This is a genomic window from Microbacterium sp. LMI13-1-1.1 (genome assembly GCF_040815625.1).
GTDB lineage: Bacteria > Actinomycetota > Actinomycetes > Actinomycetales > Microbacteriaceae > Microbacterium > Microbacterium forte.
In genome coordinates, this window is sequence record NZ_JBFPNL010000001.1 from 1,356,618 (window position 1) to 1,376,690 (window position 20,073).

At 67.5% G+C, this 20,073-nt stretch carries 23 protein-coding genes and 1 tRNA gene; 10 read left to right on the forward strand and 14 right to left on the reverse strand.

Features of this window, described 5'->3' with window-relative positions:
* Positions 1-183: 183 nt before the first annotated feature.
* On the reverse strand, positions 184-786 hold the full coding sequence (locus tag MRBLMI13_RS06665) for a TetR/AcrR family transcriptional regulator C-terminal domain-containing protein (RefSeq protein WP_367819602.1): 603 nt from the start codon (positions 784-786) through the stop codon (positions 184-186).
* Between the two features lie 180 nt (positions 787-966).
* Between MRBLMI13_RS06665 and MRBLMI13_RS06670 the strand changes: the two genes are divergently transcribed.
* From MRBLMI13_RS06670 to MRBLMI13_RS06685, 4 genes are all read left to right on the forward strand, one after another.
* The gene (locus MRBLMI13_RS06670) at positions 967-2,202 is read left to right on the forward strand and encodes an MFS transporter (protein WP_367819600.1); all 1,236 of its coding nucleotides are present in this window, start codon (positions 967-969) and stop codon (positions 2,200-2,202) included.
* Positions 2,202-3,791: an amidohydrolase gene (locus tag MRBLMI13_RS06675; protein WP_367819598.1), complete on the forward strand. Its 1,590-nt coding sequence runs from the start codon at positions 2,202-2,204 to the stop codon at positions 3,789-3,791. Before MRBLMI13_RS06670 ends, MRBLMI13_RS06675 begins: the two co-directional genes overlap by 1 nt.
* 188 nt (positions 3,792-3,979) lie before the next feature.
* Positions 3,980-4,264 carry a hypothetical protein gene (locus MRBLMI13_RS06680; protein WP_367824969.1) on the forward strand — a complete coding sequence of 95 codons (285 nt, stop codon included), beginning with the start codon at positions 3,980-3,982 and terminating at the stop codon, positions 4,262-4,264.
* Positions 4,265-4,319: 55 nt separating this feature from the next.
* A complete protein-coding gene (locus tag MRBLMI13_RS06685) occupies positions 4,320-4,595 on the forward strand; it encodes a hypothetical protein (RefSeq protein WP_079113108.1) in 276 nt (91 codons plus the stop codon).
* A gap of 83 nt (positions 4,596-4,678) precedes the next feature.
* Here MRBLMI13_RS06685 and MRBLMI13_RS06690 read toward each other — a convergent pair whose 3' ends face one another.
* Together MRBLMI13_RS06690 and MRBLMI13_RS06695 are read right to left on the reverse strand one after the other, a co-directional pair.
* A complete protein-coding gene (locus tag MRBLMI13_RS06690) occupies positions 4,679-4,858 on the reverse strand; it encodes a hypothetical protein (protein ID WP_042538505.1) in 180 nt (59 codons plus the stop codon).
* Positions 4,859-5,020: 162 nt separating this feature from the next.
* Positions 5,021-5,097: transfer RNA gene (locus tag MRBLMI13_RS06695), tRNA-Pro, on the reverse strand.
* A 118-nt stretch (positions 5,098-5,215) separates the two neighbouring features.
* Here MRBLMI13_RS06695 and MRBLMI13_RS06700 point away from each other — a divergent pair.
* Genes MRBLMI13_RS06700 through MRBLMI13_RS06725 form a run of 6 tightly spaced genes read left to right on the forward strand, consistent with a single transcriptional unit; the run spans position 5,216 to position 9,062 of the window.
* Entirely contained in the window at positions 5,216-5,800 is a 585-nt protein-coding gene (locus MRBLMI13_RS06700; RefSeq protein WP_367819593.1) for a GNAT family N-acetyltransferase, read from the forward strand.
* Positions 5,797-5,994, forward strand: coding sequence for a hypothetical protein (locus tag MRBLMI13_RS06705; protein WP_367819591.1), 198 nt, complete (start codon positions 5,797-5,799; stop codon positions 5,992-5,994). Before MRBLMI13_RS06700 ends, MRBLMI13_RS06705 begins: the two co-directional genes overlap by 4 nt.
* Before the next feature lie 21 nt (positions 5,995-6,015).
* Positions 6,016-6,471, forward strand: a complete 456-nt coding sequence (locus tag MRBLMI13_RS06710; RefSeq protein ID WP_367819589.1) for a hypothetical protein — start codon at positions 6,016-6,018, stop codon at positions 6,469-6,471.
* A 40-nt stretch (positions 6,472-6,511) separates the two neighbouring features.
* Complete coding sequence (locus MRBLMI13_RS06715) at positions 6,512-7,180, forward strand: lysoplasmalogenase family protein (protein WP_367819587.1); 669 nt, start codon at positions 6,512-6,514, stop codon at positions 7,178-7,180.
* Positions 7,180-7,566, forward strand: a complete 387-nt coding sequence (locus MRBLMI13_RS06720) for an RNA-binding S4 domain-containing protein (protein ID WP_079113160.1) — start codon at positions 7,180-7,182, stop codon at positions 7,564-7,566. The genes MRBLMI13_RS06715 and MRBLMI13_RS06720 overlap by 1 nt, the downstream gene beginning before the upstream one ends.
* Before the next feature lie 38 nt (positions 7,567-7,604).
* Positions 7,605-9,062, forward strand: coding sequence for an HNH endonuclease signature motif containing protein (locus tag MRBLMI13_RS06725; protein WP_367819585.1), 1,458 nt, complete (start codon positions 7,605-7,607; stop codon positions 9,060-9,062).
* A 22-nt stretch (positions 9,063-9,084) separates the two neighbouring features.
* Here MRBLMI13_RS06725 and MRBLMI13_RS06730 read toward each other — a convergent pair whose 3' ends face one another.
* The 11 genes from MRBLMI13_RS06730 to MRBLMI13_RS06780 all read right to left on the reverse strand — a co-directional run bounded on the left by MRBLMI13_RS06730 (position 9,085) and on the right by MRBLMI13_RS06780 (position 20,059).
* Positions 9,085-10,083 (reverse strand): NUDIX domain-containing protein, encoded by a 999-nt coding sequence (locus MRBLMI13_RS06730; protein ID WP_367819583.1) that lies wholly within the window; start codon positions 10,081-10,083, stop codon positions 9,085-9,087.
* Positions 10,084-10,171: 88 nt separating this feature from the next.
* Positions 10,172-11,692: a ribosome biogenesis GTPase Der gene (gene der / locus MRBLMI13_RS06735; RefSeq protein WP_042541643.1), complete on the reverse strand. Its 1,521-nt coding sequence runs from the start codon at positions 11,690-11,692 to the stop codon at positions 10,172-10,174.
* Entirely contained in the window at positions 11,685-12,359 is a 675-nt protein-coding gene (gene cmk, locus MRBLMI13_RS06740; protein WP_367819581.1) for a (d)CMP kinase, read from the reverse strand. Before cmk ends, der begins: the two co-directional genes overlap by 8 nt.
* Positions 12,352-13,497, reverse strand: coding sequence for a prephenate dehydrogenase (locus MRBLMI13_RS06745; protein ID WP_079113164.1), 1,146 nt, complete (start codon positions 13,495-13,497; stop codon positions 12,352-12,354). The genes cmk and MRBLMI13_RS06745 overlap by 8 nt, the downstream gene beginning before the upstream one ends.
* Complete coding sequence (locus MRBLMI13_RS06750; protein ID WP_042541645.1) at positions 13,494-14,282, reverse strand: pseudouridine synthase; 789 nt, start codon at positions 14,280-14,282, stop codon at positions 13,494-13,496. The genes MRBLMI13_RS06745 and MRBLMI13_RS06750 overlap by 4 nt, the downstream gene beginning before the upstream one ends.
* An 82-nt stretch (positions 14,283-14,364) precedes the next feature.
* A complete protein-coding gene (gene scpB, locus MRBLMI13_RS06755; protein ID WP_367819578.1) occupies positions 14,365-14,967 on the reverse strand; it encodes an SMC-Scp complex subunit ScpB in 603 nt (200 codons plus the stop codon).
* On the reverse strand, positions 14,957-15,802 hold the full coding sequence (locus tag MRBLMI13_RS06760) for a segregation and condensation protein A (RefSeq protein ID WP_414685951.1): 846 nt from the start codon (positions 15,800-15,802) through the stop codon (positions 14,957-14,959). The genes scpB and MRBLMI13_RS06760 overlap by 11 nt, the downstream gene beginning before the upstream one ends.
* Before the next feature lie 67 nt (positions 15,803-15,869).
* Entirely contained in the window at positions 15,870-16,703 is an 834-nt protein-coding gene (locus tag MRBLMI13_RS06765; RefSeq protein WP_042541658.1) for a ParA family protein, read from the reverse strand.
* A gap of 160 nt (positions 16,704-16,863) precedes the next feature.
* Positions 16,864-17,766 (reverse strand): site-specific tyrosine recombinase XerD, encoded by a 903-nt coding sequence (gene xerD, locus MRBLMI13_RS06770; protein ID WP_367819576.1) that lies wholly within the window; start codon positions 17,764-17,766, stop codon positions 16,864-16,866.
* Positions 17,767-17,768: 2 nt separating this feature from the next.
* Positions 17,769-18,347, reverse strand: coding sequence for an NUDIX domain-containing protein (locus MRBLMI13_RS06775; protein WP_042541648.1), 579 nt, complete (start codon positions 18,345-18,347; stop codon positions 17,769-17,771).
* Positions 18,348-18,361: 14 nt separating this feature from the next.
* Positions 18,362-20,059 (reverse strand): CTP synthase, encoded by a 1,698-nt coding sequence (locus tag MRBLMI13_RS06780; protein WP_042541649.1) that lies wholly within the window; start codon positions 20,057-20,059, stop codon positions 18,362-18,364.
* Between the last annotated feature and the right edge of the window lie 14 nt (positions 20,060-20,073).

Genomic DNA, 20,073 nt, shown 5'->3' on the forward strand with positions numbered 1-20,073 from the left:
ACAAGACGATTAAGCGATATTCTGCTACGAGTAGCGGGGGCTACCGACTGAACATCTGGGGATATATCAGTCGAGAGAGCAGCGAAAATCTTCGCCGCCTCCCCTACCGTCCGGGACGGACGGTGAGCCCTCTCGAGTGATCCAAATGGGGTTGGATGACTCGAGGGGGCAACCACTCCGAACTCACCTGTCGAGGCGAGCCCGAAGCGAGTCGATCAACAGTCCGACACCGAGTTCGAACGTCCGATCCGCTCGCGCGGTGCCGCGCTCCGCGCCCTCGAGCACGCGACCGAGTGTGCGAGTTCCCTCCCCCGGCTCCCAGACCTCGTCCGGCGATGCCAGGTCGAGGCCGAAGCCGATCGCGAAGGCATCGATGATCGCGATCAACGTGAGCACCTCGTCTTCGGGAAAACCCCCGTCGACGAGAACGGTCGCCAGGTCGTCATACGCGGTGATGACCGCCGGATGAGTGATGGTCTTTCCGATGAGGAGCGGCACGAGCTGCGGGTGATCGGCATACATCTGGCGTTGCTGTCGCAGAAGCTCGACGAGGAAGTCGTCCCACGCGCTCTCCCCCGGCCTGACCCGGTAGTCCTCGACCAGCCGGCCGCGCATCAGCTCGATGATGCCGTCCATGCCGTCCACGTGGTTGTAGAGCGAAGACGGCCTGACTCCGAGCCTGCGGGCGATCGCGTTCACCCCGAACGGCTCTCCGGCTCTCGACAGTTCGAGGCCTGCCGCCCCGATGATCTCGGGTGAGAGCAATGGGCTCGAGGGTCGGGGCATAGCACGCTCACTCTCTGTCGGCGGGCCCGTCGAGAAATCTCTTCCCTCCGGCATCCCTCCTGTGCATAATAGTGAACACCATTCGTTGACGAACACCATTCGTTTTGGAATCCGCGCCCCACCCGACGCGCATCGGCAGGACTTTCGCGCACATCGCCGTGCCCTCTCAGTGGGAGAACCATGACCGCCATCGACCTCAGCACCCGGGTTCCGCTCCGGCTGCCGACCGCCACAGCCACCTTCGCGATCGGAATCGCGGGCTATCTGGGCGTCAACCTGTCGCCCTACATGATCACCGCGGCGCAGACGGGCCTCGACATCGACGTGCTCGCCGCGAGCTGGCTCGTCACCGCGACCCTGCTGCTCACCGCGGTCACGGGACTCGCGATCGCCCCGCTCTGCGCCGGCGGTCACAGGCGCATGGTGGCCCGCACCGGACTCGCCATCGCGGCCCTCGGTTTCACCACCGCAGCGCTGGTGCCTGCGCTCATCCTTCCCGCTCTGCTGGTCGGCGGGGCGGGAGCCGGCGGTGCCGTCGCCGCATCCGGAGCCGCACTCGCCGCCTTCCGGAATCCCGACAGGGTCGCGGGCTTCAACGGTCTCGCGAACCGTGGCGTGATCACGATCGTGCTGGCGGTGATCCCTCTCATCGGGCTCGCGCCGATCGATGTCTTCGGCGCTCTCGCGCTGTTCAGCATCCTGGGGCTGCTCGTCTCGGCGTGGTTGCCTGCGGCTCCCGTGATCGATCCTCAGGCCGGGGCCGCCGTCGCCGAGGCGATGCCGATCGACGTGCCGCCCACAGGCGCGGTGCGCCTGTCTCCCGCACGCTCGCGAACCGTCACGATCGCCGGATTCAGCCTTCTCGTCGTGTTCGCGCTGTGGGCGGTGAGCGAGGACTCGCTCTGGGCCATGGCCGGCATCATGGGCGCGGAGCAGACGGGTCTGACACCCGAGGGGCTGGGCCTCGCGCTCAGCGGCGCGACGGCGGGCGGCCTCATCGGGTCTGTGCTGCTGATGATCGTCGGATCCCGGCTGGGCCGAGCAGTGCCCCTCGCGGTGCTGCTGCTGGCCGGAGGAGTGCTGAAGATCGTTGAGGGGTTCACCTCTGATCCGACCGCGTTCATCGTGGTGTTCATCGCCTGGAACACCGTCTACGCGATCGCCTTCATGTACTTCGTGTCGACCTCGGCGGCTCTCGATGCCGACGGCCGCTGGTCTGGACCCCTGCTCGCGGTCTACCTCGTCGGATCGGCACTGACCCCCGTGATCGGCGCTGCGCTCGTCGGCATGCTCGGGTTCCAAGGTTTCGCCGTCGCGCTGGGAATCGCGAGCTTCGTGCTCGCCGTGCCCGCAAGCGCCATCGCCCTGCTCTCGACACGCCTCGAGCGCGCAGCCACCACCGAGGAGACACTCTGATGCCCGCCACGCTCTATCGCAATGCGCGTTTCTTCACCGCCGACGACGCCGCCTGGGCCGAAGCCGTCGTCGTAGACGGCGCGGACTTCGCCTTCGTCGGAGCCGAGGCCGACGCACCGCCGACCGATGATGTGGTCGATCTCGGCGGACGGGTCGTTCTTCCCGGATTCACCGACGCACACACCCATCTGCTGATGATGGGCGCGGCGCTGGGCCAGATCGGGCTCACCGATGCAGGCTCTCTCGACGAGATCCAGCGCAGAGTGCAAGAGGCGCGTGAGACCTCCACCGGTGCGGTGCGTGGGCGCGGATGGCTCTTCGACGCGATCCCGGGCGGATCGCCGACGGCAGCGATGATCGACGCCGTCGTCGCCGACATCCCCGTCTATCTCGATGCCAATGACTACCACTCCTGCTGGGTCAACTCGGCGGCGCTCGAGGAGCTCGGGATCACCCGCGAGACGCCTGACCCGATCGGCGGCCGTATCGAGAGGGATGCCGACGGCGAACCGACCGGGATGCTCTACGAGACGGCCGCGCAGCAGCACGCGTGGGCGCACCGGGATGCCACGACCACCGACGAGCAGCGGGATGCAGCGGTGCAGCGCGTCGTGGAGGCGTATCTCGCGGCGGGTGTCACCGGCGCCGTCGACATGGCGTTCGACGGCCTCGCCCTTGCGGCGCTCGAACGGGCGGAGGGGCGCGACGCGCTGCCGTTGCGGATAGCCGCGCACTGGTTCGTCGCGAACACCGGCGATGACGCCCTGAACCTGGCTCAGGTCGCCGAGGCGGCCGAGCGTGCCGAGACCGCCTCGAGCGCTGTCCGGGTGATCGGCATCAAACTCGTACTCGACGGCACGATCGACGCGTGCACCGCCGCGATGCGCGCACCGTATGCGGATGGCTCCAACGCGGCGCCGATCTGGCCGGCCGAACGCCTGTTCCCCGTCGTGGCAGCTGCGGATGCCGCGGGGCTCCAGGTCGCGCTGCACGCGATCGGCGATGAGGCGAGCACGCTCGCGCTGGACGCGATCGAGCACGCGATCACCGTCAACGGCGATCGTCCGCGTCGGCATCGCATCGAGCATCTCGAGTACGCAGCTCCCGGCACGGCCGAGCGGATGGCGCGCCTGGGTGTGACGGCGTCCATGCAGCCGGTGCACGCTGACCCGGCGATATTCGCGAACTGGGCGGCCCAACTCGGCGATGATCGAGCGGATCGGGCCTTCGCGTGGCCGGAATATGAGGATGCCGGTGCGCTGCTCGCCTTCTCGACGGACGCTCCTACCGCGCCGCATGCGGCACTCGCGAACATGTACGTGGCCACGACACGGGCATCGGCGCTGAACCCCGATGTGCCCGCGGTGCATCCGCAGTTCGCCCTTCCCCTCGCACGCGCGATCGCCCATGCGACTCGTGACGCCGCGGCGTCGATCGGCGACGGCGCGTGGCGTGGCCGCATCGCGGTGGGCCAGGCGGCGGACTTCGCCGTGCTCGACGTCGATCCGTTCTCGGAGGGCAGCGGGTCGCTGCTCACGGGCCGTGTTCTGCGCACGGTGATCGGTGGACGTACCGCATACGAGGCCTGAGGCGCCCGAGCACAACGTCCGCTCACTGTCCCCTTGAGCGATATACCGGTCGATTCGTATAATTCTGGTGAACTCTGGCGGGCAGAGGGCGCCCGTCGATCAGGCGGTGATGTCATCGCCCGTTCGCGGAGCGCTCCCCCTGTCAGCCGATGGCGAATACGACTGATTGGAGTGTTGAGATGCCCGCGATGCCCGATCCGAGGTTCGAGCTCCGCAGGGTGACTGAGACCGAGTGGCTGATCGTCGACCACAAGTACGAGCCGCATGACGCACGCCAGACCGTGGCCTGCATCTACCAGGTGGATGCCGTCGAGGTCGACGTACTCTGGTTGCGCAATCTTCCCCTGGCGAACTCGTACATGTCGGCCGATGAGGTGCTCAGCGATCTGCAGCGGTTCCACAACCCACCGAGCCGGTCCACAGCGCCGATCACGATCCCGCACCTTCCTCCGCTTGCGGCGACGCCCAGTTGACACCCCTGCGGAGCGGTACCCCGGCCAGGCGACCGCCGCGCCATAGGCTGGCCTCATGCTCATCGCTCTGATCCGTCCCGTCGAGTCCAGCACTGCTGACGTCATCGGAACGACACTCGCCGAGGTGCTCGTCGAGCTCGAACAGCACCGCAAGCCGGGTTTCGAGCTGGCCTCGGCACCGGTGCGGATGCTGAAAGGTGTGGCCAAGATGGAGGCGACCGGCACGTTCACCCGCGTCGACGGCGTGCAGGAGATCGAGGCTGACGACATGGCATCGCTCGAGGCGAAGGTGCCAGAAGGATGGCGGATGCTGACGGTGCGCAACGCCTAGGTCGAGAGACCAGCGGACAGCGAAGAAGACCCCCACCGGCTCAGCGCCGGGTGGGGGTCTTCGCTCTTCAGGGCGTGGCCGATTCAGCCGCCCGACGGGTTCTCGAGAGGCGCGCCGTCTTCGTCGGTGGTCTCGTCTTCGAGGATCTCGTCCGTGCTCTTGGACGTGCTCTGGGACGTCGAGTCATCGGGCGCACCACCCGAGGCGGTGTCGGGCTCCTCGTGGGCGTCGGTGGTTCCGTGCGTGTTCTGCAGATCGCTCATTGCATCTCCTCTGTCGGTGATGAGGCGACGGTATGCCGTTCGTGCGTTGCCGGAGAGGGGGTTGACGCGTCGACATCGCACGGTAGTGCGTTCCTGGCTGCTGGGCCGGGCATGAGAAAAGCCCCGGAGTTCCGCGTAGTTCTGCGGTTCTCCGGGGCTTTGTGGTCGGGCTGACAGGATTTGAACCTGCGACCCCTTGACCCCCAGTCAAGTGCGCTACCAAGCTGCGCCACAGCCCGTTGTTCTGCACTCTCGCGCAGGCAACTCCCCTATCTTAGCCCCACTCTCCCGCCCTTCGCGAACCGGGTGAGTGCCGGGCGTTGCGTGGTGTCGGAGGCACGGCGTACCGTCACCTGCATGGCGACGATCACGACAGAGGTGGCGACGACCGCCCGGTGGGATGACGTTCAGCATGCGCTGACCGGGGGCGGCGATGGTGCCAGCTGTCAGTGCATCTGGCCGATGCTGAGCAACAAGGAGTGGAATGAGACGACCACGCCGCAGCGCACCGAGATGCTGCGCGATGAGATCGACGCAGGCCCTCCCCCTGGCCTGATCGCCTATGTCGACGGTGACGCCGCGGGATGGATCCGGATCGGGCCGCGCGCGAGGCAGCAGCGGGTGCCGCGCACGCGCATGATCGCCGCAGCATCAGCCGAGCCCTTCGACGACGAATCGGTGTGGGCAGTCACCTGCTTCGTGGTGCGCCGCGAACACCGAGGCTCGGGCCTCAACCTCGAACTGCTGCGCGCCGCGGTCGACTTCGCGCGAAGCTCTGGAGCTCGACTCATCGAGGGGTACCCCGTCGACACCCGCGGCGAGAAGAAGCGCGCGAATGACCTGTTCCACGGCATGCTCACCACATTCCTGGCTGCAGGCTTCGAAGAGAAGGCCGAGCTGAAGCCGGGACGCACCCTCGTGGCACTGGAGCTCTCCGGGTGACGGAGGAGACAGAGCTGCCCGCATCCATGGGCAAGGTCGCACGCAGAGAGCTGGCTCTGCAGGGACTCACCCGTCTCGAGCAGTTCGACGGAATGTCCGAGAGCGCACTGCTCGCGATTCACGGAGTGGGCCCGAAGGCCCTCCGCATCCTGCGCGAGCATCTCGAATCCCGCGGCTCGGCTCTCAGACCGTGAGCGACCGCTACCGTGGGTGACATGAGCGACGAGAACCCGACCATCGAAGACCCCGAGCTGGGCACCCTCACGCGCGCTACGACGGAGCTGACTGATGGAACAATGCTGACCCACGACTGGTACGCCGGCGGCACGGTCATCAACGGTGAACCCCTCGACCTCATGATCGAAGGAACCGACGCCGATGAGGCGGCCGCTCTGCTCCCCCACGTGCATGAGACGATCGCAGCCCTCGGCGTTCTTCGACGTCTGGCTACGGATGCCGTCGTGGCCGCCTTCAGCAACGTCACCCCCGAGCAGCACGAGCTCGACGACGCGGCATCCGACCTCAGCCTCGAGACGCTCGAGGCTTCAGCCGACGGCACCGTCGTGCTCCACCTCATCGATACCTGCGGCCAGCACTTCCCCGAGGGATACTGGCCCGCTGTGCACCTCGGGACCGACGGTCAGATCACCCAGGTCACCGTCGAGTCCTGACCGCGTCTGGCGCCGTTCGATCCCGCCCTACGATGGGGAGATGCAGCGCCGCCGTCAGCTTGATCCGCTCCAGTGGGCATTCCTGCCTTACATCGCGGTCTCGGTGACCCACGTGGTGCTGCTGGGCCTCGACAGCCCTGCGGCCGGGCCGACCAAGCTGCTCCTGATGCCCCTGCTCGCCGTGCCGGTGCTGGTATCGCTGCCCCGGATCCGGGAGCGTGCCGCGCAGGCATTGATTCTCGTGGCGCTCGCGTTCTCATGGCTCGGTGACAGCGCGGGCGCGGTCTTCCCTGCAGCGCCGGAGGTACCGCTGATGCTGATGTTCTTCGGCATCGCGCATCTCGCATACATCGCTCTTTTCGTCCGTCATCTCGCTGTGCGTCGGATGCAGTGGTGGGCGCTCGTCTACGCCGGATGGTGGGTGGCGATGGTGACTCTCGTGGGGCCCCATGCCGGTGGGCTGCTGATCGCGGTCGCGATCTACGGCGTCGTTCTCGGTGCTACAGCGGCCCTGTCGACACGATGCCATCCGCTCGTCGCGATCGGCGGTGCTTTCTTCCTCGCGAGCGACACCCTCCTGGCCCTCCGGCTTTTCCTTCCCGGCTCGCTCCCTGCCTGGAGCAGCCCTGCCATCATGGCCACGTACACGATAGGACAGGGCCTGATCATCGCCGGCGCCCTGATCGCGCTGAGAAAGCGAGGTGCCTGATGGCCGATGCCGCGAGGGTCGACAGCTGGCTCTGGGCGATCCGCGTGTACAAGACGCGCTCGGCGGCGACCACCGCATGCCGCGCAGGGCATGTGCGTGTGAACGGCGACAAGGTGAAGGCCGCTCAGCACGTGCGCATCGGCGACGAACTGCGTGTGCGGATCGCCGGTTTCGATCGGATTCTGATTGTCCGCCAGCTGCTCGTCAAGCGCGTCGGCGCGCCGGTCGCGGCCCTCGCCTACGAGGATCGCACACCGGAGCGCGAGCCTCAGGCCGCTCTGGGATTGCGCGATCGGGGAGCGGGGCGCCCCACCAAGCGGGAGCGACGCGACATCGACAAGCTGCGGGGCCGAGGATATGAGGATGACGGCATATTCCCTGGCTGACACGGTGTTGAGTCGAACATATCTTCTAAACTGAGAGCATGGCTCAGCGCACCGATCTCGACCTCGATCTCGAGGAGCGCCGCAGGCTCCTCGACGAGTGGGTCGCCACACGGCGCCAGATCGCTGCTCTCGAAGCCAAGTCTTACGCGCTCCTCGTCGAGCGCATCAGGGTGCACGACGCCGACGTCTCCGAGAGCCCCCACCACCGCGATGCGATCTACAGATCGATGATTGCGGAGTACTCCGCGGCAGGGCACATCCCGAAGGGCTCTGTCGAGTACGCCTTCACGGATGCGCGCACACTGACACGAGCGCTTCCCGCCGTGCATGCCACGTTCGCTGCGGGGGCCATCACCGCGCGGCACGTCCGAGAGATCGTGCGAGCAAGCGAGATTGTCGACGATGCCATCCGCGACGGTCGCGTGGAGCCCGCCACCATGAGCCTCTACGAGACGGCCGTGCTGGTCGTCGCCGAGCAGGACACGGCGCAGCGCACGAAGATCCATGCCCGCCAGGTGGCGGCGGCTCTCGTCGGCGAGACCGTTGTCGAACGGCAGCGCCGCTTCGCGGCCGAGCGCTGTGTGACGGTCAAGTCGGTCGACGACGGCCTGGCGGTGCTCACAGCGGTTCTTCCCGAGTGGGTCGCCGTAGCGATCTCCGATCGTCTCACGCGAATGGCACGTCACATCGCGCGCACTCGCGGCGAACGGGAGCCGATCCTCGAGTCACTCGACGACGACTGCGAGAACGCGCTCCACCTCTCCGATCTCTCCCCCGAAGACCCCCGGTACGACGCCTACTTCGAGGCCGGAGTGATCGCTGCCGACGGCACCTTCGTCACCGATCCGCTCGCCGGCCTGATCGACCCGCTGACCGATCCGGCGAGTCCCGACCTCGAGCACTTTTCCGGCGATACCCGCACGTTCGATCAGATCCGCGCCGATCTGCTGTCCGATCTGCTGCTCTCCTCTGATCCGAGCGAGGCGAACGGCGCAGGGCTCGAGAACGTCTCGGCCCGCATTCAGGTCACGGTCGCTGCGAGCACCCTCGCCGGAGATGACGATCGACCCGCCGAACTCGACGGACACGGCCCACTCGATCCCGATGTCGCGCGCGGACTCGCGGGGCGCTGCACCGGATGGTCACGCCTGTTCCTCGACAGCACCGGCCTGGTGACAGAGACCGACGCATACTCCCCCACGGAGCAGATGCGGCGCTTCCTTCGAGCACGAGATCAGCACTGCAGATTCCCTGGATGCCGGATGCCGGTGCACCGCTGCGAGATCGACCACAACCACGACCACGCTCGCGGTGGCCGAACACGCATCGACAACCTCAGTCACTTCTGCACGACGCATCATTCGCTCAAACACCCCGACATCGATGAATTGCATCGGTGGAAGGCCCGCCAGACTCCCGATGGGAGTATCACCTGGACCAGTCCGCTCGGCCGAGATTACGTCGACCCACCTCGTCGTCGGGTGATGTTCGTCTGAACGCAGCGACGCGCTGTATCCATCAGGCCTGTTGCGGCAGCACGCCCAACAGCCAGCCGGCCGAGAGCACCTGCGCGGCGCCCGCCGCGACGACGCGGTTCTGCAGCTCGCGGTCGCTCGTGACGGCGACGACATACTGTCCCGCCCGCGATCGACGCTCGACCTCTGCGACGATCGTGTCGTCACCCGCGGCCTCAGCGCGCACAACCGAGACGCCCCCGGCGGGGAGCAGCTCGGGGGCCATCGCATCTGCACCAGCACCAGCACCAGCACCAGCACCAGCACCAGCACCAGCACCAGCAGACGATGACGGCGACGGCGCGGAGATCCCGCGCGCCTTCCCTTCGACGACGAGTGCGACCTCCGGGAACCAGAGCGTCCCATCGATCCCGAGATCAGACGCCGGCACGGCGACCCCGTCCAGGCGCGAAGCGAGACGAGTCGCCGCGCCCGCGCGATCCTTCCACCAGCCGTCGGGCACCGAGCCGACCACGTTCGCGGCATCGACGACGAGCGCCGGGCGAACCTCGAGCAGGGCGCGAAGAGCAGGCCATGCGTTGCCGAAACCGGGGTGCAACGGTCGCGAATCGACCTCGTCGACCGGCACCCACTCGAGCGCCACGCTCTCAGGGTCACTGATCACAGGTTCGAACGGGCGCACCACATCGGCGATGACGGTCGTGTATGACCACACGTCGAGGTCGAGCACACTGGTGAACCGTGGCCGCACGGAGCCATCGGGCACCCCCGCCTCCTCCTGTGCCTCACGCACAGCACCCACGATCGCGCTCTCACCCTCGTGCATCGCGCCACCGGGCAGGCCCCACGTACCCCCGAAGTGGCTCCATGAGACGCGGTGCTGCAGCAGGATTCCGCGCGCGGGGTCGAAGGCGAGCAGACCGGCGGCGCCGAAACGTCCCCAGTACTTCTCCCCCGACGCGGCGACCACCCAGGCGTCACCCGGGTTCCGGGGCCCATCGGGGCGGCGGGGCTCACCTGGGGCAGGAGGTACGACAGTCACTCCTTCAGCCTGTCACAGCATCCGGGCATCGGCATGCATCCGGGTCACACGAGGGAACAGCGATCCACTCGTGCGACCCGGCTGCGGATCAGCGCTGACGCTTCTCGCGCACCCGCATGTTGATGACGATGGGCGTTCCGTCGAACTCGTACAGCTCGCGCAGACGACGCTGGATGAATCGACGGTACCCGGGGTCGAGGAACCCGGTCGTGAACAGCACGAACGTCGGCGGACGAGTCGATGCCTGCGTGCCGAACAGGATGCGCGGCTGCTTGCCTCCGCGCAGCGGGTGCGGGTGCTCGGCGACCAGCTCGGCGAGGAACGCGTTGAACTTGCCCGTGGGAATGCGACGGTCCCAGTTCGTGAGCGCGGTCTCGAGCGCGGGCACCAGCTTGTCGAGGTGACGGCCGGTCTTCGCCGAGATGTTCACGCGCGGAGCCCAGGCGACGTGCGCCAGGTCCTGCTCGATCTCGCGCTCGAGGTAGCGGCGACGATCGGCATTCTCGAGATCGTCGTCGTTCAGACGATCCCACTTGTTGAACGCGAGCACGAGCGCACGACCGGACTCGAGCACCAGGTCGATGATGCGGACATCCTGCTCGCTGATCGACTCGGACACGTCGAGGACGACGACACCGACCTCGGCCTTCTCGAGCGCGGCTGACGTACGCAGCGAGGCGTAGAAGTCGGCACCCTGCGCCATGTGCACGCGGCGACGGATGCCGGCGGTGTCGACCAGACGCCACAGCTTGCCGCCGAGCTCGACGATCTCATCGACCGGATCGCGGGTGGTTCCTGCGAGGTCGTTGACGACCACGCGCTCTTCGCCGGCGGCCTTGTTGAGCAGCGACGACTTGCCGACGTTCGGGCGACCGAGGATCGCGACGCGACGCGGTCCGCCGATCTCCGCCTTCGCGACGGCCGAGACATCGGGGAGCGTCTTCAACAGCTCATCGAGCAGGTCGGCCACACCACGACCGTGGATGGCCGAGACGGGGTGCGGCTCGCCGAGACCGAGGTTCCACAGGGCTGCCGCTTCGGGCTCCTGACGGGCGTCATCGATCTTGTTCGCGACGAGGAAGACGGGCTTGCCGCTCTTGCGCAGCATCTTCACGACATGCTCGTCGGTCGACGTGGCGCCGACCATCGCATCGACGACGAACAGCACGACGTCGGCGAGGTCGATCGCGACCTCTGCCTGCGCGGCGACCGAGCGGTCGATGCCTCGCGCGTCGGGCTCCCAGCCTCCGGTGTCGACGAGCGAGAAGCGACGGTCGGCCCACTCGGCCTTGTACGTCACGCGGTCGCGGGTCACACCGGGGGTGTCCTCGACGACGGCCTCACGGCGTCCGAGGATGCGGTTCACGAGCGCCGATTTGCCGACGTTCGGACGACCGACGATCGCGACGACCGGCAGTGCGGGGAAGAACTGGATGCCGTCCTCGCCCATCGTGATGCCGGCGAGCAGCGCGGCATCTTCATCGTCGAGGTCGTAGTCGGCGAGGCCCGCGCGCAGCGTCTCGGCACGCGCTTCGGCGAGCTGCTCGTCGAGCTGCGCCATCTTCTCGGCGAGCTGGTCGGGGCCGCCTTCGTATTCGTCGTCAGCCATGGTGTACTCCTCGGGTTCGTTCGATCACCGCGAGGACGGCGTCGATGGTCTGTGTGAAATCGAGCTCCGTCGAATCGACGACCTCGACGCCTTCGGCGGCGTTCAGGAAGTCGACGACGGCGCTGTCTGAAGCGTCGCGCTTGTGCAGCGCGGCCGCGACGGTCTCGGCGTTCTCGCCGGCGAGTTCGCCGGCGCGTCGTGCGGCGCGCACCTCGGGCGCAGCCGTGAGAAGGATGCGCACCGGGGCGTCCGGTGCCACCACAGTGGTGATGTCGCGCCCCTCGACCACGACAGCCGGGTAGGGCGCCTCGGCCACGAGGGTGCGGAACAGGCGGTTCACCTGGTCGCGCACCTCGGGGACGCGGGCGACGCCGCTGACGGCGCCCGAGACGGTGGGTTCGCGGATCGCGTCCGTGATGTCCACGTCGCCGACCCGCACCGTGCGATCGTCGGGGTCGAGACCGAGGCGCACAGGGAAATCCGCGACCGCGTCGAGCACCGCGGCAGCATCCGCCGTGTCGGCCCCTCGATCGAGCACGTGCCAGGCGAGAGCGCGATAGGCCGACCCCGTGTCGAGGTAGCCGAAGCCCAGAGCACGGGCGACCGCCTTCGACACACTGGACTTGCCGGAACCGGCGGGCCCATCGATCGCGATGAAATCAGTCATTGGTGGTACCTGCAATCCGCCAGCCGCGTTCCTGGAGTCCGGTGATCGCGCCGTGCAGCGCTGCGGGCTCGACACTGATCTCGGCGAGGCCGAACTGTGCACCCGGTGAGTGTTCGAGACGAAGATCCTCGACGTTGACGCCGAGCTCTCCGAGCTCGCCGAACAGACGGCCGAGCTGGCCGGCGGTGTCGTCGATCATCACGACGAGCGACTCGAACCGCTGGTTCTGTCCGTGCTTTCCCGGGAGCCGCTCGACGCCGTCGTTTCCCTGTCGGATCGTCTCGGCGACCACGCGCCGAGCGCCGGGAGCTTCGGGCTCGCGCAACGCGTCGGACACCTGACGGAGATCGGATGCCAGGGCGTCGAGGATCTCGACCACGGGCGCGGCGTTCGCTCCGAGGATCTGCACCCAGAGCTCAGGGGCCGATGCGGCGATGCGCGTCGTGTCGCGCACGCCCTGGCCGGAGAGACGCAGCGCGCCCTCATCCGCCTCGGCGAGCCGTCCGGCAAGAAGGCTGGCGATCACCTGCGGAACGTGCGAGGTCAGGGCAACGGAGCGGTCGTGCTCCTCCGGAGTCATCTCGAGGGGCATCGCTCCGACATCGAGAGCCAGCGCCTCGACGAGCGCGAGATCCGCTGCCTTGGTGTCGGCATCACGGCACACGACCCACGGGCGTCCGATGAACAGGTCTGCGCGAGCGGAGATCGCCCCGCCGCGCTCTCGTCCGGCGAGCGGGTGCGAGCCGATGTAGCGCGTCAGGTCGACTCCGCGCCTCTGCAGACTGTGGAAGGGCTCGAGCTTGACGCTCGCCACGTCAGTGACGACGGCGTGCGGAAAACGAGCCAGTTCGGACTCGATGACGTCTGCAGTGACGTCCGGCGGCACGGCGACCACGATCAGCACCGGCGAGTCGTCGTCGGCAGCCGAGCGACCGGCTCCGTAGTCGATCGCGAGGCGCAGTTGAGCCGGCGACGTATCGGCGAGCACCACATCGACGCCCTTGGCGCGGAGCGCATGACCGATGCTCGCACCGAGCAGACCGGCGCCGACAACACGAACGGTGCCCGAGAGCCTGGCGGCGATTCGCGGCGCGACAGAACTCCGAGCCCCCGTGGGCGCACTCGTCGTATCGGTCACTCGTTCTCCTGTTGCTCGCCTGGCGCCTCGGCGACACCGGAATCACGGCGCGACAGAGTCAAGAGTGCGCCGAGTTCGATTTTAGTCAGTTCGCGGGTCTTCCCAACCGGGAGGGTTCCCAGGTGCAGCGGACCGAACTGACGGCGCACGAGTTCGGTCACCGGGTGGCCGACGGCAGCCAGCATCCTTCTGACGATCCTGTTGCGACCGGAGTGCAGTGTCAGCTCGACGAGACTGGACCCGCGCGAGGTGTCGAGCAGCCGCGCCTTGTCTGCCGCGATCGGGCCGTCGTCCAGATCGATGCCCTTGGTGAGCTTCGAGATCGTCTGGGCTGTCACCTCGCCCTCGACCTTCGCGATGTACACCTTGGTGACACCGAAAGACGGGTGAGCGAGCACGTGCGCGAGGTCGCCGTCGTTCGTCAGGACGAGCAGACCGCTGGTCTCGGCATCGAGTCGCCCGACGTTGTAGAGGCGCTCCTCGTAGTCGTCGGTGAAGACGCGCAGATCGGGCCGGCCGTTCTCGTCGCGAAGGCTGCTGACCACTCCGGTCGGCTTGTTCAGCATCACATACCGCTTCGTCACGTCGAGCTGAACCGCGGTGCCGTCCACGTCGATGAGGTCGGTCTCCGGGTCCACGCGGCGACCGAGCTCGGTGACGGTCTCTCCGTTCACCCGGATCCGTCCCTCGACGATGTACTGCTCGATCACGCGTCGTGAGGCCACGCCCGCCGCCGACAGCACCTTCTGCAGGCGGATGCCCTCTGGTGTCTCGAAGCCGCTCATCGGATGGTCCCTTCGTCGAAACTGAATCTGTGCATCGCGCCCGGGCGACCGGACGACTTCGGACGAGCGGGTTCCACCGAGGTCATCGGATGGTCCCTTCGTCGAAACCGTCTGCGCCGTCGTCGAGCAGAGGAGAGATCGGCGGCAGATCGTCGAGCGAGTTGATGCCCAAGTGCTGCAGGAGCGCGTCGGTGGTGCCGTAGTTGATCGCGCCGGTCTCGGAGTCCGCGAACAGCTCGGTGATGAGACCTCGAGCGAGAAGAGTGCGCACGACCGAGTCGACGTTCACCGCGCGGATAGACGCCACCTGGCTGCGTGTGACCGGCTGCTTGTATGCGATCACGGCGAGCGTCTCGAGCGCCGCCTGAGAGAGTCGCGCAGGTGCCTGTCCGCCGACGAACTCCGCGACGACATCGTCGTGATCCTCGCGCACGTAGAGGCGCCATCCGCCTCCGACCTCGCGCAGTTCGAAACCACGACGCGGGCCATGCCCCTTGCCGTCGTAGTCGTCGACCAGAGTCTCGATCGTCTGCCGTACTGCCGCCACCGGCGAGCCGACTGCCGCGGCGAGGGCGACGAGACCGATCGGCTCGTCGATGATCAGCAGGATCGCCTCGATGCGCTCGGACAGCGGAGACTCGCGCACGGCTGCATCGGTCGCGGATTCGGTCACGTCATCGGTCATAGTCGGCTCCCAGCGATGCGAGTGTCTCGTCCGACCAGGAGTCGGCTGCCCAGCGCAGCGTCAGCTCGCCGAGCGGTTCCAGTTGTTCGAATGAGAGGGCGGAGTGCCGGTAGAGCTCCAGCACGGAGATGAACCGAGCGACGACGATCCCCGGCTCGCTCACACCCGCGACGAGCTCGCGGAAGCTCACCGACTCCGCGGCGCGAAGCAGGGTGACGACGATCGCGGCCTGTTCGCGGATGCTGACGAGCGGCGCGTGCAGATGATCGAGGCCGACATGCGGGATCTCTCTCGGCGCGAAGGCCAGAAGTGCGAGGGCGGCGAAATCGTCGACGCTGAGGGACCAGACGAGCTCTGGCGTCTTCCGCCGGTGCTTCTCGTCAAGCCTGGCCGCGCGCACATGACGTCGGTCCTCGCGCTGCAGGCACCGGGCGAACCAGGCGGACACCTCCTTGAAGGCGCGATACTGCAGGAGGCGCGCGAAGAGAAGGTCTCGGGCCTCGAGCAGCGCGACGGCCTCGGCATCCACCAGCTCACCCTGCGGCAGGAGCCCTGCCACCTTCATGTCGAGCAGCGTCGCCGCGACCACCAGGAACTCCGACGCCTGGTCGAGTTCCTCGTCGTCGTCGAGCTCCTTGAGGTACGCGATGAACTCGTTCGTGACTGCGCTCAGGGAGACCTCGGTGATGTCCATCTCGTGCTTCGAGATGAGGTTCAGCAGCAGATCGAACGGGCCGTCGAAGTTCGACAGTGAGACGCGGAATCCGACATCCGAGACGGGAGCTTCTCCCGTGACCTCGGGATCGCGCTCCTCGGCGGCGTCGACAGGCCCGATGGACTCTGCGGGTGAGACGGACTGAGCTGGCGAGACGGACTCTGCCGGTGTGTCTGACGGCTCGAGCTCAGGCGACAGCGCCACGGGTGACCAGCTCCCGCGCCAGCCGCAGGTAGGCCTGCGCGGCAGCGTGCTCCGGAGCGAACTCGGTGATCGGCACGCCGGAGACCGAGGCGTCGGGGAACTTGACCGTGCGACCGATCACGGTCTCCAGGACATCGTCGCCGAACGCCTCGACCACACGCTCGAGAACCTCGCGCGAGTGCAGCGTGCGCGGGTCGTACATGGTGGCGAGAAGGCCGTCCATCGTGATCGACGGGTTCAGCCGGTCTCGCACCTTGTCGATGGTCTCGATCAGGAGGGCCACGCCGCGAAGCGCGAAGAACTCGCACTCGAGCGGGATGATGACGCCATGAGCCGCAGTCAGTGCGTTCACCGTGAGCAGGCCGAGCGAGGGCTGGCAGTCGATCAGGATGACGTCGTACTCCCCCGCCACCTGACGGAGAACACGGGCGAGGATCGTCTCGCGGGCGACCTCGTTCACGAGGTGCACCTCGGCGGCGGACAGGTCGATGTTCGCGGGCATCACGTCGAGACCGTCGACCCCTGAGGGGACGATCGCCTCATGCGCGTCGCGTTTGGTGTCGAGCAGCAGGTCGTACACGGTCGGCACGTCATGTGTCTGGATGCCGAGGCCGGCCGACAGCGCGCCCTGGGGGTCGAAGTCGACGGCCAGCACCTTGCGGCCGTATTCAGCGAGGGCCGCAGCGAGGTTGATCGCGGTCGTCGTCTTGCCGACGCCGCCCTTCTGGTTGCACAGCGCGATGATGCGTGCGGGCCCGTGCGAGGCGAGCGGTTCAGGGGTCGCGAAGCCGTGATAGGGACGCCCGGTGGGTCCCATGGGGGTGTCGTCGTTCTTCGACGTTTTCGCCCTGGACTTCGCCGCGTTCTCAGCCACCGATTCTCCTGCTCTTTCGTGCTCGGTCGAGTCTACCGATCGCCTGGCGGGATCACTGCCTCAGCCCCGGCGATCCCGCGATTTCGCCGCGGGCGTCGCGATCTCAGCGGGCGCGCGGATGAGAAGTGGCGTAGATGTCCCGCAGGGTGTCGACCGATACGTGCGTGTAGATCTGCGTCGTCGCGACCGAGGCGTGTCCGAGCAGCTCCTGCACGACGCGCACGTCGGCACCGCCCTGCAGCAGGTGCGTCGCGAACGAGTGCCTCAGCGTGTGCGGCGACACCTCCGCGGTGATGTGTGCGTGCTCCGCGGCCGAGCGGATGACGAGCCATGCGCTCTGCCGTGACAGCGGGGCACCGCGAGCACCGAGGAAGAGCCGGGCCGATGCCCGCCCCTTCGCCGCGAGACCTGGGCGGACGCGGGTGAGATAGGCATCCACCGCGTCGCGGGCGAACGAGCCGATCGGCACGATGCGCTCCTTCGACCCCTTGCCCCGAAGGCGCAGCACGTCGCCGTGAGCGAGGTCGTCGACGTCGAGTCCGACCGCCTCGGACACCCGGGCGCCGGTCGCATAGAGCAGTTCGAGCAGAGCCCTGTCGCGGATCCCTATCGGCTCTTCGGCGCTGGGCGCGCCGAGCAGGCGCTCGACCTGGTCGATCGTCAGTGCCTTGGGGAGGCGACGAGGGGCCTTCGGTGGACGAAGACGCCCGCTCGGATCATCCTGTTCGATGCCTTCGCGCGCCAGGAAGCGGTGCCACCCGCGCACCGACGACTGCAGTCGCGCGAGACTGGTCGCAGCGGGGGCGGGATCGGCACCCGATCGATCGGCGATGAACCGCCCGACGACGGCCGCGCTGATCTGCGCCGTGTCGGTGACCCCGTCGGCTTCCAGCCACTCGAGATAGCCACCGAGATCGCGGCGATAGGCGGCGATCGTATGCTCGCTGAGACCGCGCTCGATCGTGACGTGGCGCAGATACGTGTCCAGCGCACGGTCGAGCTGCATCCTCAGCTCCGGTCGCGCAGCCTCTGGGCGGCGGCGAGCACGCCGATGCCGAGGATGCCGTTGCGCATCCGCCCGTCGAGAACCGCCGCGACCGCCGCGTCGAGCGGAACCCACTCGACGCGGATGTCGGCCTCTTCGTCCTCGCGCGCATGCGCGTCCTGCGCCGCCGAGACGCCGCTCGCGAGGAAGACGTGGATGAGCTCGTCGTTTCCGCCAGGGGTCGTCCACGACGAGACGAGCGGCTCCCAGTGCGCAGCGACCAGGTCGGCCTCTTCGGCGAGCTCGCGTCGAGCGGCCTCGAGCGGCTCCTCCCCTGCGACATCGAGCAGACCGGCGGGAAGCTCCCAGTCACGGTGACGGATCGGATGCCGGTACTGCTGGATCAGCAGCACCCGCCCCGCGTCATCCAGGGCGACGATCGCGACGGCGCCCGTGTGCGCGACATACTGACGGCGGATCTCTCCGTCGCCGTAGCGCACCCGGTCGTCGCGGACGTTCCAGACGGCGCCCTCGTACGCGAGATCGCTGCGGAGCACTTCCGGTTCGAAGGGCTCGTCGCGCAGGTCGTCGAATTCAGGCATCGGCTTCGAGGAACTCAGGCATCGGCTTCGACGTCGAACAGCTCACTCGAGCGGTGACGCTCGATCGCGGCTCCGACCAGTCCGCGGAACAGCGGGTGCGGGGCGGTCGGACGCGAGCGGAGTTCCGGGTGCGCCTGCGTCGCGATGTAGTACGGGTGCACATCGCGCGGCAGCTCGACGTACTCGACCAGATCGAGCTCGGGGTTCAGGCCCGAGAACACGAGACCGGCCTCGGAGAGCCGAGCACGGTAGGCGTTGTTGACCTCGTAGCGGTGACGGTGGCGCTCCGATGCCTCGGGCGCGCCGTACAGCTCGCGCGCCAGGGATCCCTCGGCGAGTGCTGCCTGGTACAGCCCCAGACGCATGGTGCCGCCGAGGTCGCCACCGTCGAGGATCTCGACCTGCTCGGCCATCGTGGCGATGACGGGCTCGGTGGTCTGCGGGTCGAACTCGCTCGATGATGCCTCGGTGATGCCGGCGACATCGCGGGCGTACTCGATGACCATGCACTGCAGGCCGAGGCAGAGGCCGAGGGTCGGGATGCCCTGCTCCCGCGCGAACTTCAGCGCGCCCAGCTTGCCCTCGATGCCGCGGATGCCGAAGCCACCGGGAACGCAGATGCCGTCGAGCTCGCCGAGTTGCTCCTTCGCACCCTCAGGGGTCTCACAGCGGTCGGACGGGATCCAGCGGATGTTGACCTTGGTCTCCTGCGCGAAGCCGCCGGCCTTGAGCGCCTCCGTCACGGAGAGGTAGGCGTCGGGCAGGTCGATGTACTTGCCGACCAGACCGATGGTCACCTCGTGCTTGGGGTTGTGCACGGCGTGCAGCACCTTGCTCCAGCGCGTCCAGTCGACCTCTTCTGCGGCCTTCTGGTCGAGACCGAGGCGGCGCACGATGTACGAGTCGAGGCCCTGGTCGTTGAGCGTCGACGGGATGTCGTAGATGCTCGGCAGGTCGACCGTGTTGATGACACCCTCGGCGTCGACGTCGCACATGAGAGCGATCTTGTTGCGGTTGCTCTCGCTGACCGGACGATCGCTGCGCAGCACGAGCGCGTCGGGCTGGATGCCGACCTGGCGGAGGGCGGCGACGGAGTGCTGCGTCGGCTTGGTCTTCTGCTCGCCGGACGCCCCCATGAACGGAACGAGCGACACGTGCACGAAGAAGACGCTGTCGCGGCCGAGCTCGTGACGCAGCTGGCGTGCCGACTCGAGGAACGGCTGCGATTCGATGTCGCCGACCGTGCCGCCGACCTCGGTGATGATCACGTCAGGACGCGGGTCCTCGGTTGCCTGCAGACGCATGCGGCGCTTGATCTCGTCGGTGATGTGCGGGATGACCTGCACGGTGTCGCCGAGGTACTCGCCGCGGCGCTCGCGGGCGATCACCTGCGAGTAGATCTGGCCGGTCGTGACGTTGGCGGCCTCAGACAGGTTGATGTCGAGGAAGCGCTCGTAGTGCCCGATGTCGAGGTCTGTCTCGGCGCCGTCGTCCGTGACGAAGACCTCGCCGTGCTGGAACGGGTTCATGGTGCCCGGATCGACGTTCAGATACGGGTCGAGCTTCTGCATCACGACGCGGAGTCCGCGGGCCGTGAGGAGGTTGCCTAGGCTTGCGGCAGTGAGCCCTTTACCCAAAGACGAAACGACACCACCCGTCACAAAGATGTGCTTGGTTGTGTCGTTCTTGGGCCCCGCAGAAGAAGAGTTCATCACGGGCTTCGATC

What these genes read in the sequence shown, in the direction of transcription:
- MRBLMI13_RS06720 (WP_079113160.1), top strand. Translation starts at nt 7,180, where the DNA reads ATGGCCGATGCCGCGAGGGTCGACAGCTGGCTCTGGGCGATCCGCGTG.
- der (WP_042541643.1), bottom strand. Translation starts at nt 11,692, where the DNA reads ATGGCTGACGACGAATACGAAGGCGGCCCCGACCAGCTCGCCGAGAAG.
- MRBLMI13_RS06725 (WP_367819585.1), top strand. Translation starts at nt 7,605, where the DNA reads ATGGCTCAGCGCACCGATCTCGACCTCGATCTCGAGGAGCGCCGCAGG.
- MRBLMI13_RS06765 (WP_042541658.1), bottom strand. Translation starts at nt 16,703, where the DNA reads ATGGGACCCACCGGGCGTCCCTATCACGGCTTCGCGACCCCTGAACCG.
- MRBLMI13_RS06750 (WP_042541645.1), bottom strand. Translation starts at nt 14,282, where the DNA reads ATGAGCGGCTTCGAGACACCAGAGGGCATCCGCCTGCAGAAGGTGCTG.
- xerD (WP_367819576.1), bottom strand. Translation starts at nt 17,766, where the DNA reads ATGCAGCTCGACCGTGCGCTGGACACGTATCTGCGCCACGTCACGATC.
- MRBLMI13_RS06780 (WP_042541649.1), bottom strand. Translation starts at nt 20,059, where the DNA reads ATGAACTCTTCTTCTGCGGGGCCCAAGAACGACACAACCAAGCACATC.
- MRBLMI13_RS06670 (WP_367819600.1), top strand. Translation starts at nt 967, where the DNA reads ATGACCGCCATCGACCTCAGCACCCGGGTTCCGCTCCGGCTGCCGACC.
- scpB (WP_367819578.1), bottom strand. Translation starts at nt 14,967, where the DNA reads ATGACCGATGACGTGACCGAATCCGCGACCGATGCAGCCGTGCGCGAG.
- MRBLMI13_RS06715 (WP_367819587.1), top strand. Translation starts at nt 6,512, where the DNA reads ATGCAGCGCCGCCGTCAGCTTGATCCGCTCCAGTGGGCATTCCTGCCT.
- MRBLMI13_RS06685 (WP_079113108.1), top strand. Translation starts at nt 4,320, where the DNA reads ATGCTCATCGCTCTGATCCGTCCCGTCGAGTCCAGCACTGCTGACGTC.
- MRBLMI13_RS06710 (WP_367819589.1), top strand. Translation starts at nt 6,016, where the DNA reads ATGAGCGACGAGAACCCGACCATCGAAGACCCCGAGCTGGGCACCCTC.
- MRBLMI13_RS06775 (WP_042541648.1), bottom strand. Translation starts at nt 18,347, where the DNA reads ATGCCTGAATTCGACGACCTGCGCGACGAGCCCTTCGAACCGGAAGTG.
- cmk (WP_367819581.1), bottom strand. Translation starts at nt 12,359, where the DNA reads ATGACTGATTTCATCGCGATCGATGGGCCCGCCGGTTCCGGCAAGTCC.
- MRBLMI13_RS06690 (WP_042538505.1), bottom strand. Translation starts at nt 4,858, where the DNA reads ATGAGCGATCTGCAGAACACGCACGGAACCACCGACGCCCACGAGGAG.
- MRBLMI13_RS06665 (WP_367819602.1), bottom strand. Translation starts at nt 786, where the DNA reads ATGCCCCGACCCTCGAGCCCATTGCTCTCACCCGAGATCATCGGGGCG.
- MRBLMI13_RS06680 (WP_367824969.1), top strand. Translation starts at nt 3,980, where the DNA reads ATGCCCGATCCGAGGTTCGAGCTCCGCAGGGTGACTGAGACCGAGTGG.
- MRBLMI13_RS06675 (WP_367819598.1), top strand. Translation starts at nt 2,202, where the DNA reads ATGCCCGCCACGCTCTATCGCAATGCGCGTTTCTTCACCGCCGACGAC.
- MRBLMI13_RS06700 (WP_367819593.1), top strand. Translation starts at nt 5,216, where the DNA reads ATGGCGACGATCACGACAGAGGTGGCGACGACCGCCCGGTGGGATGAC.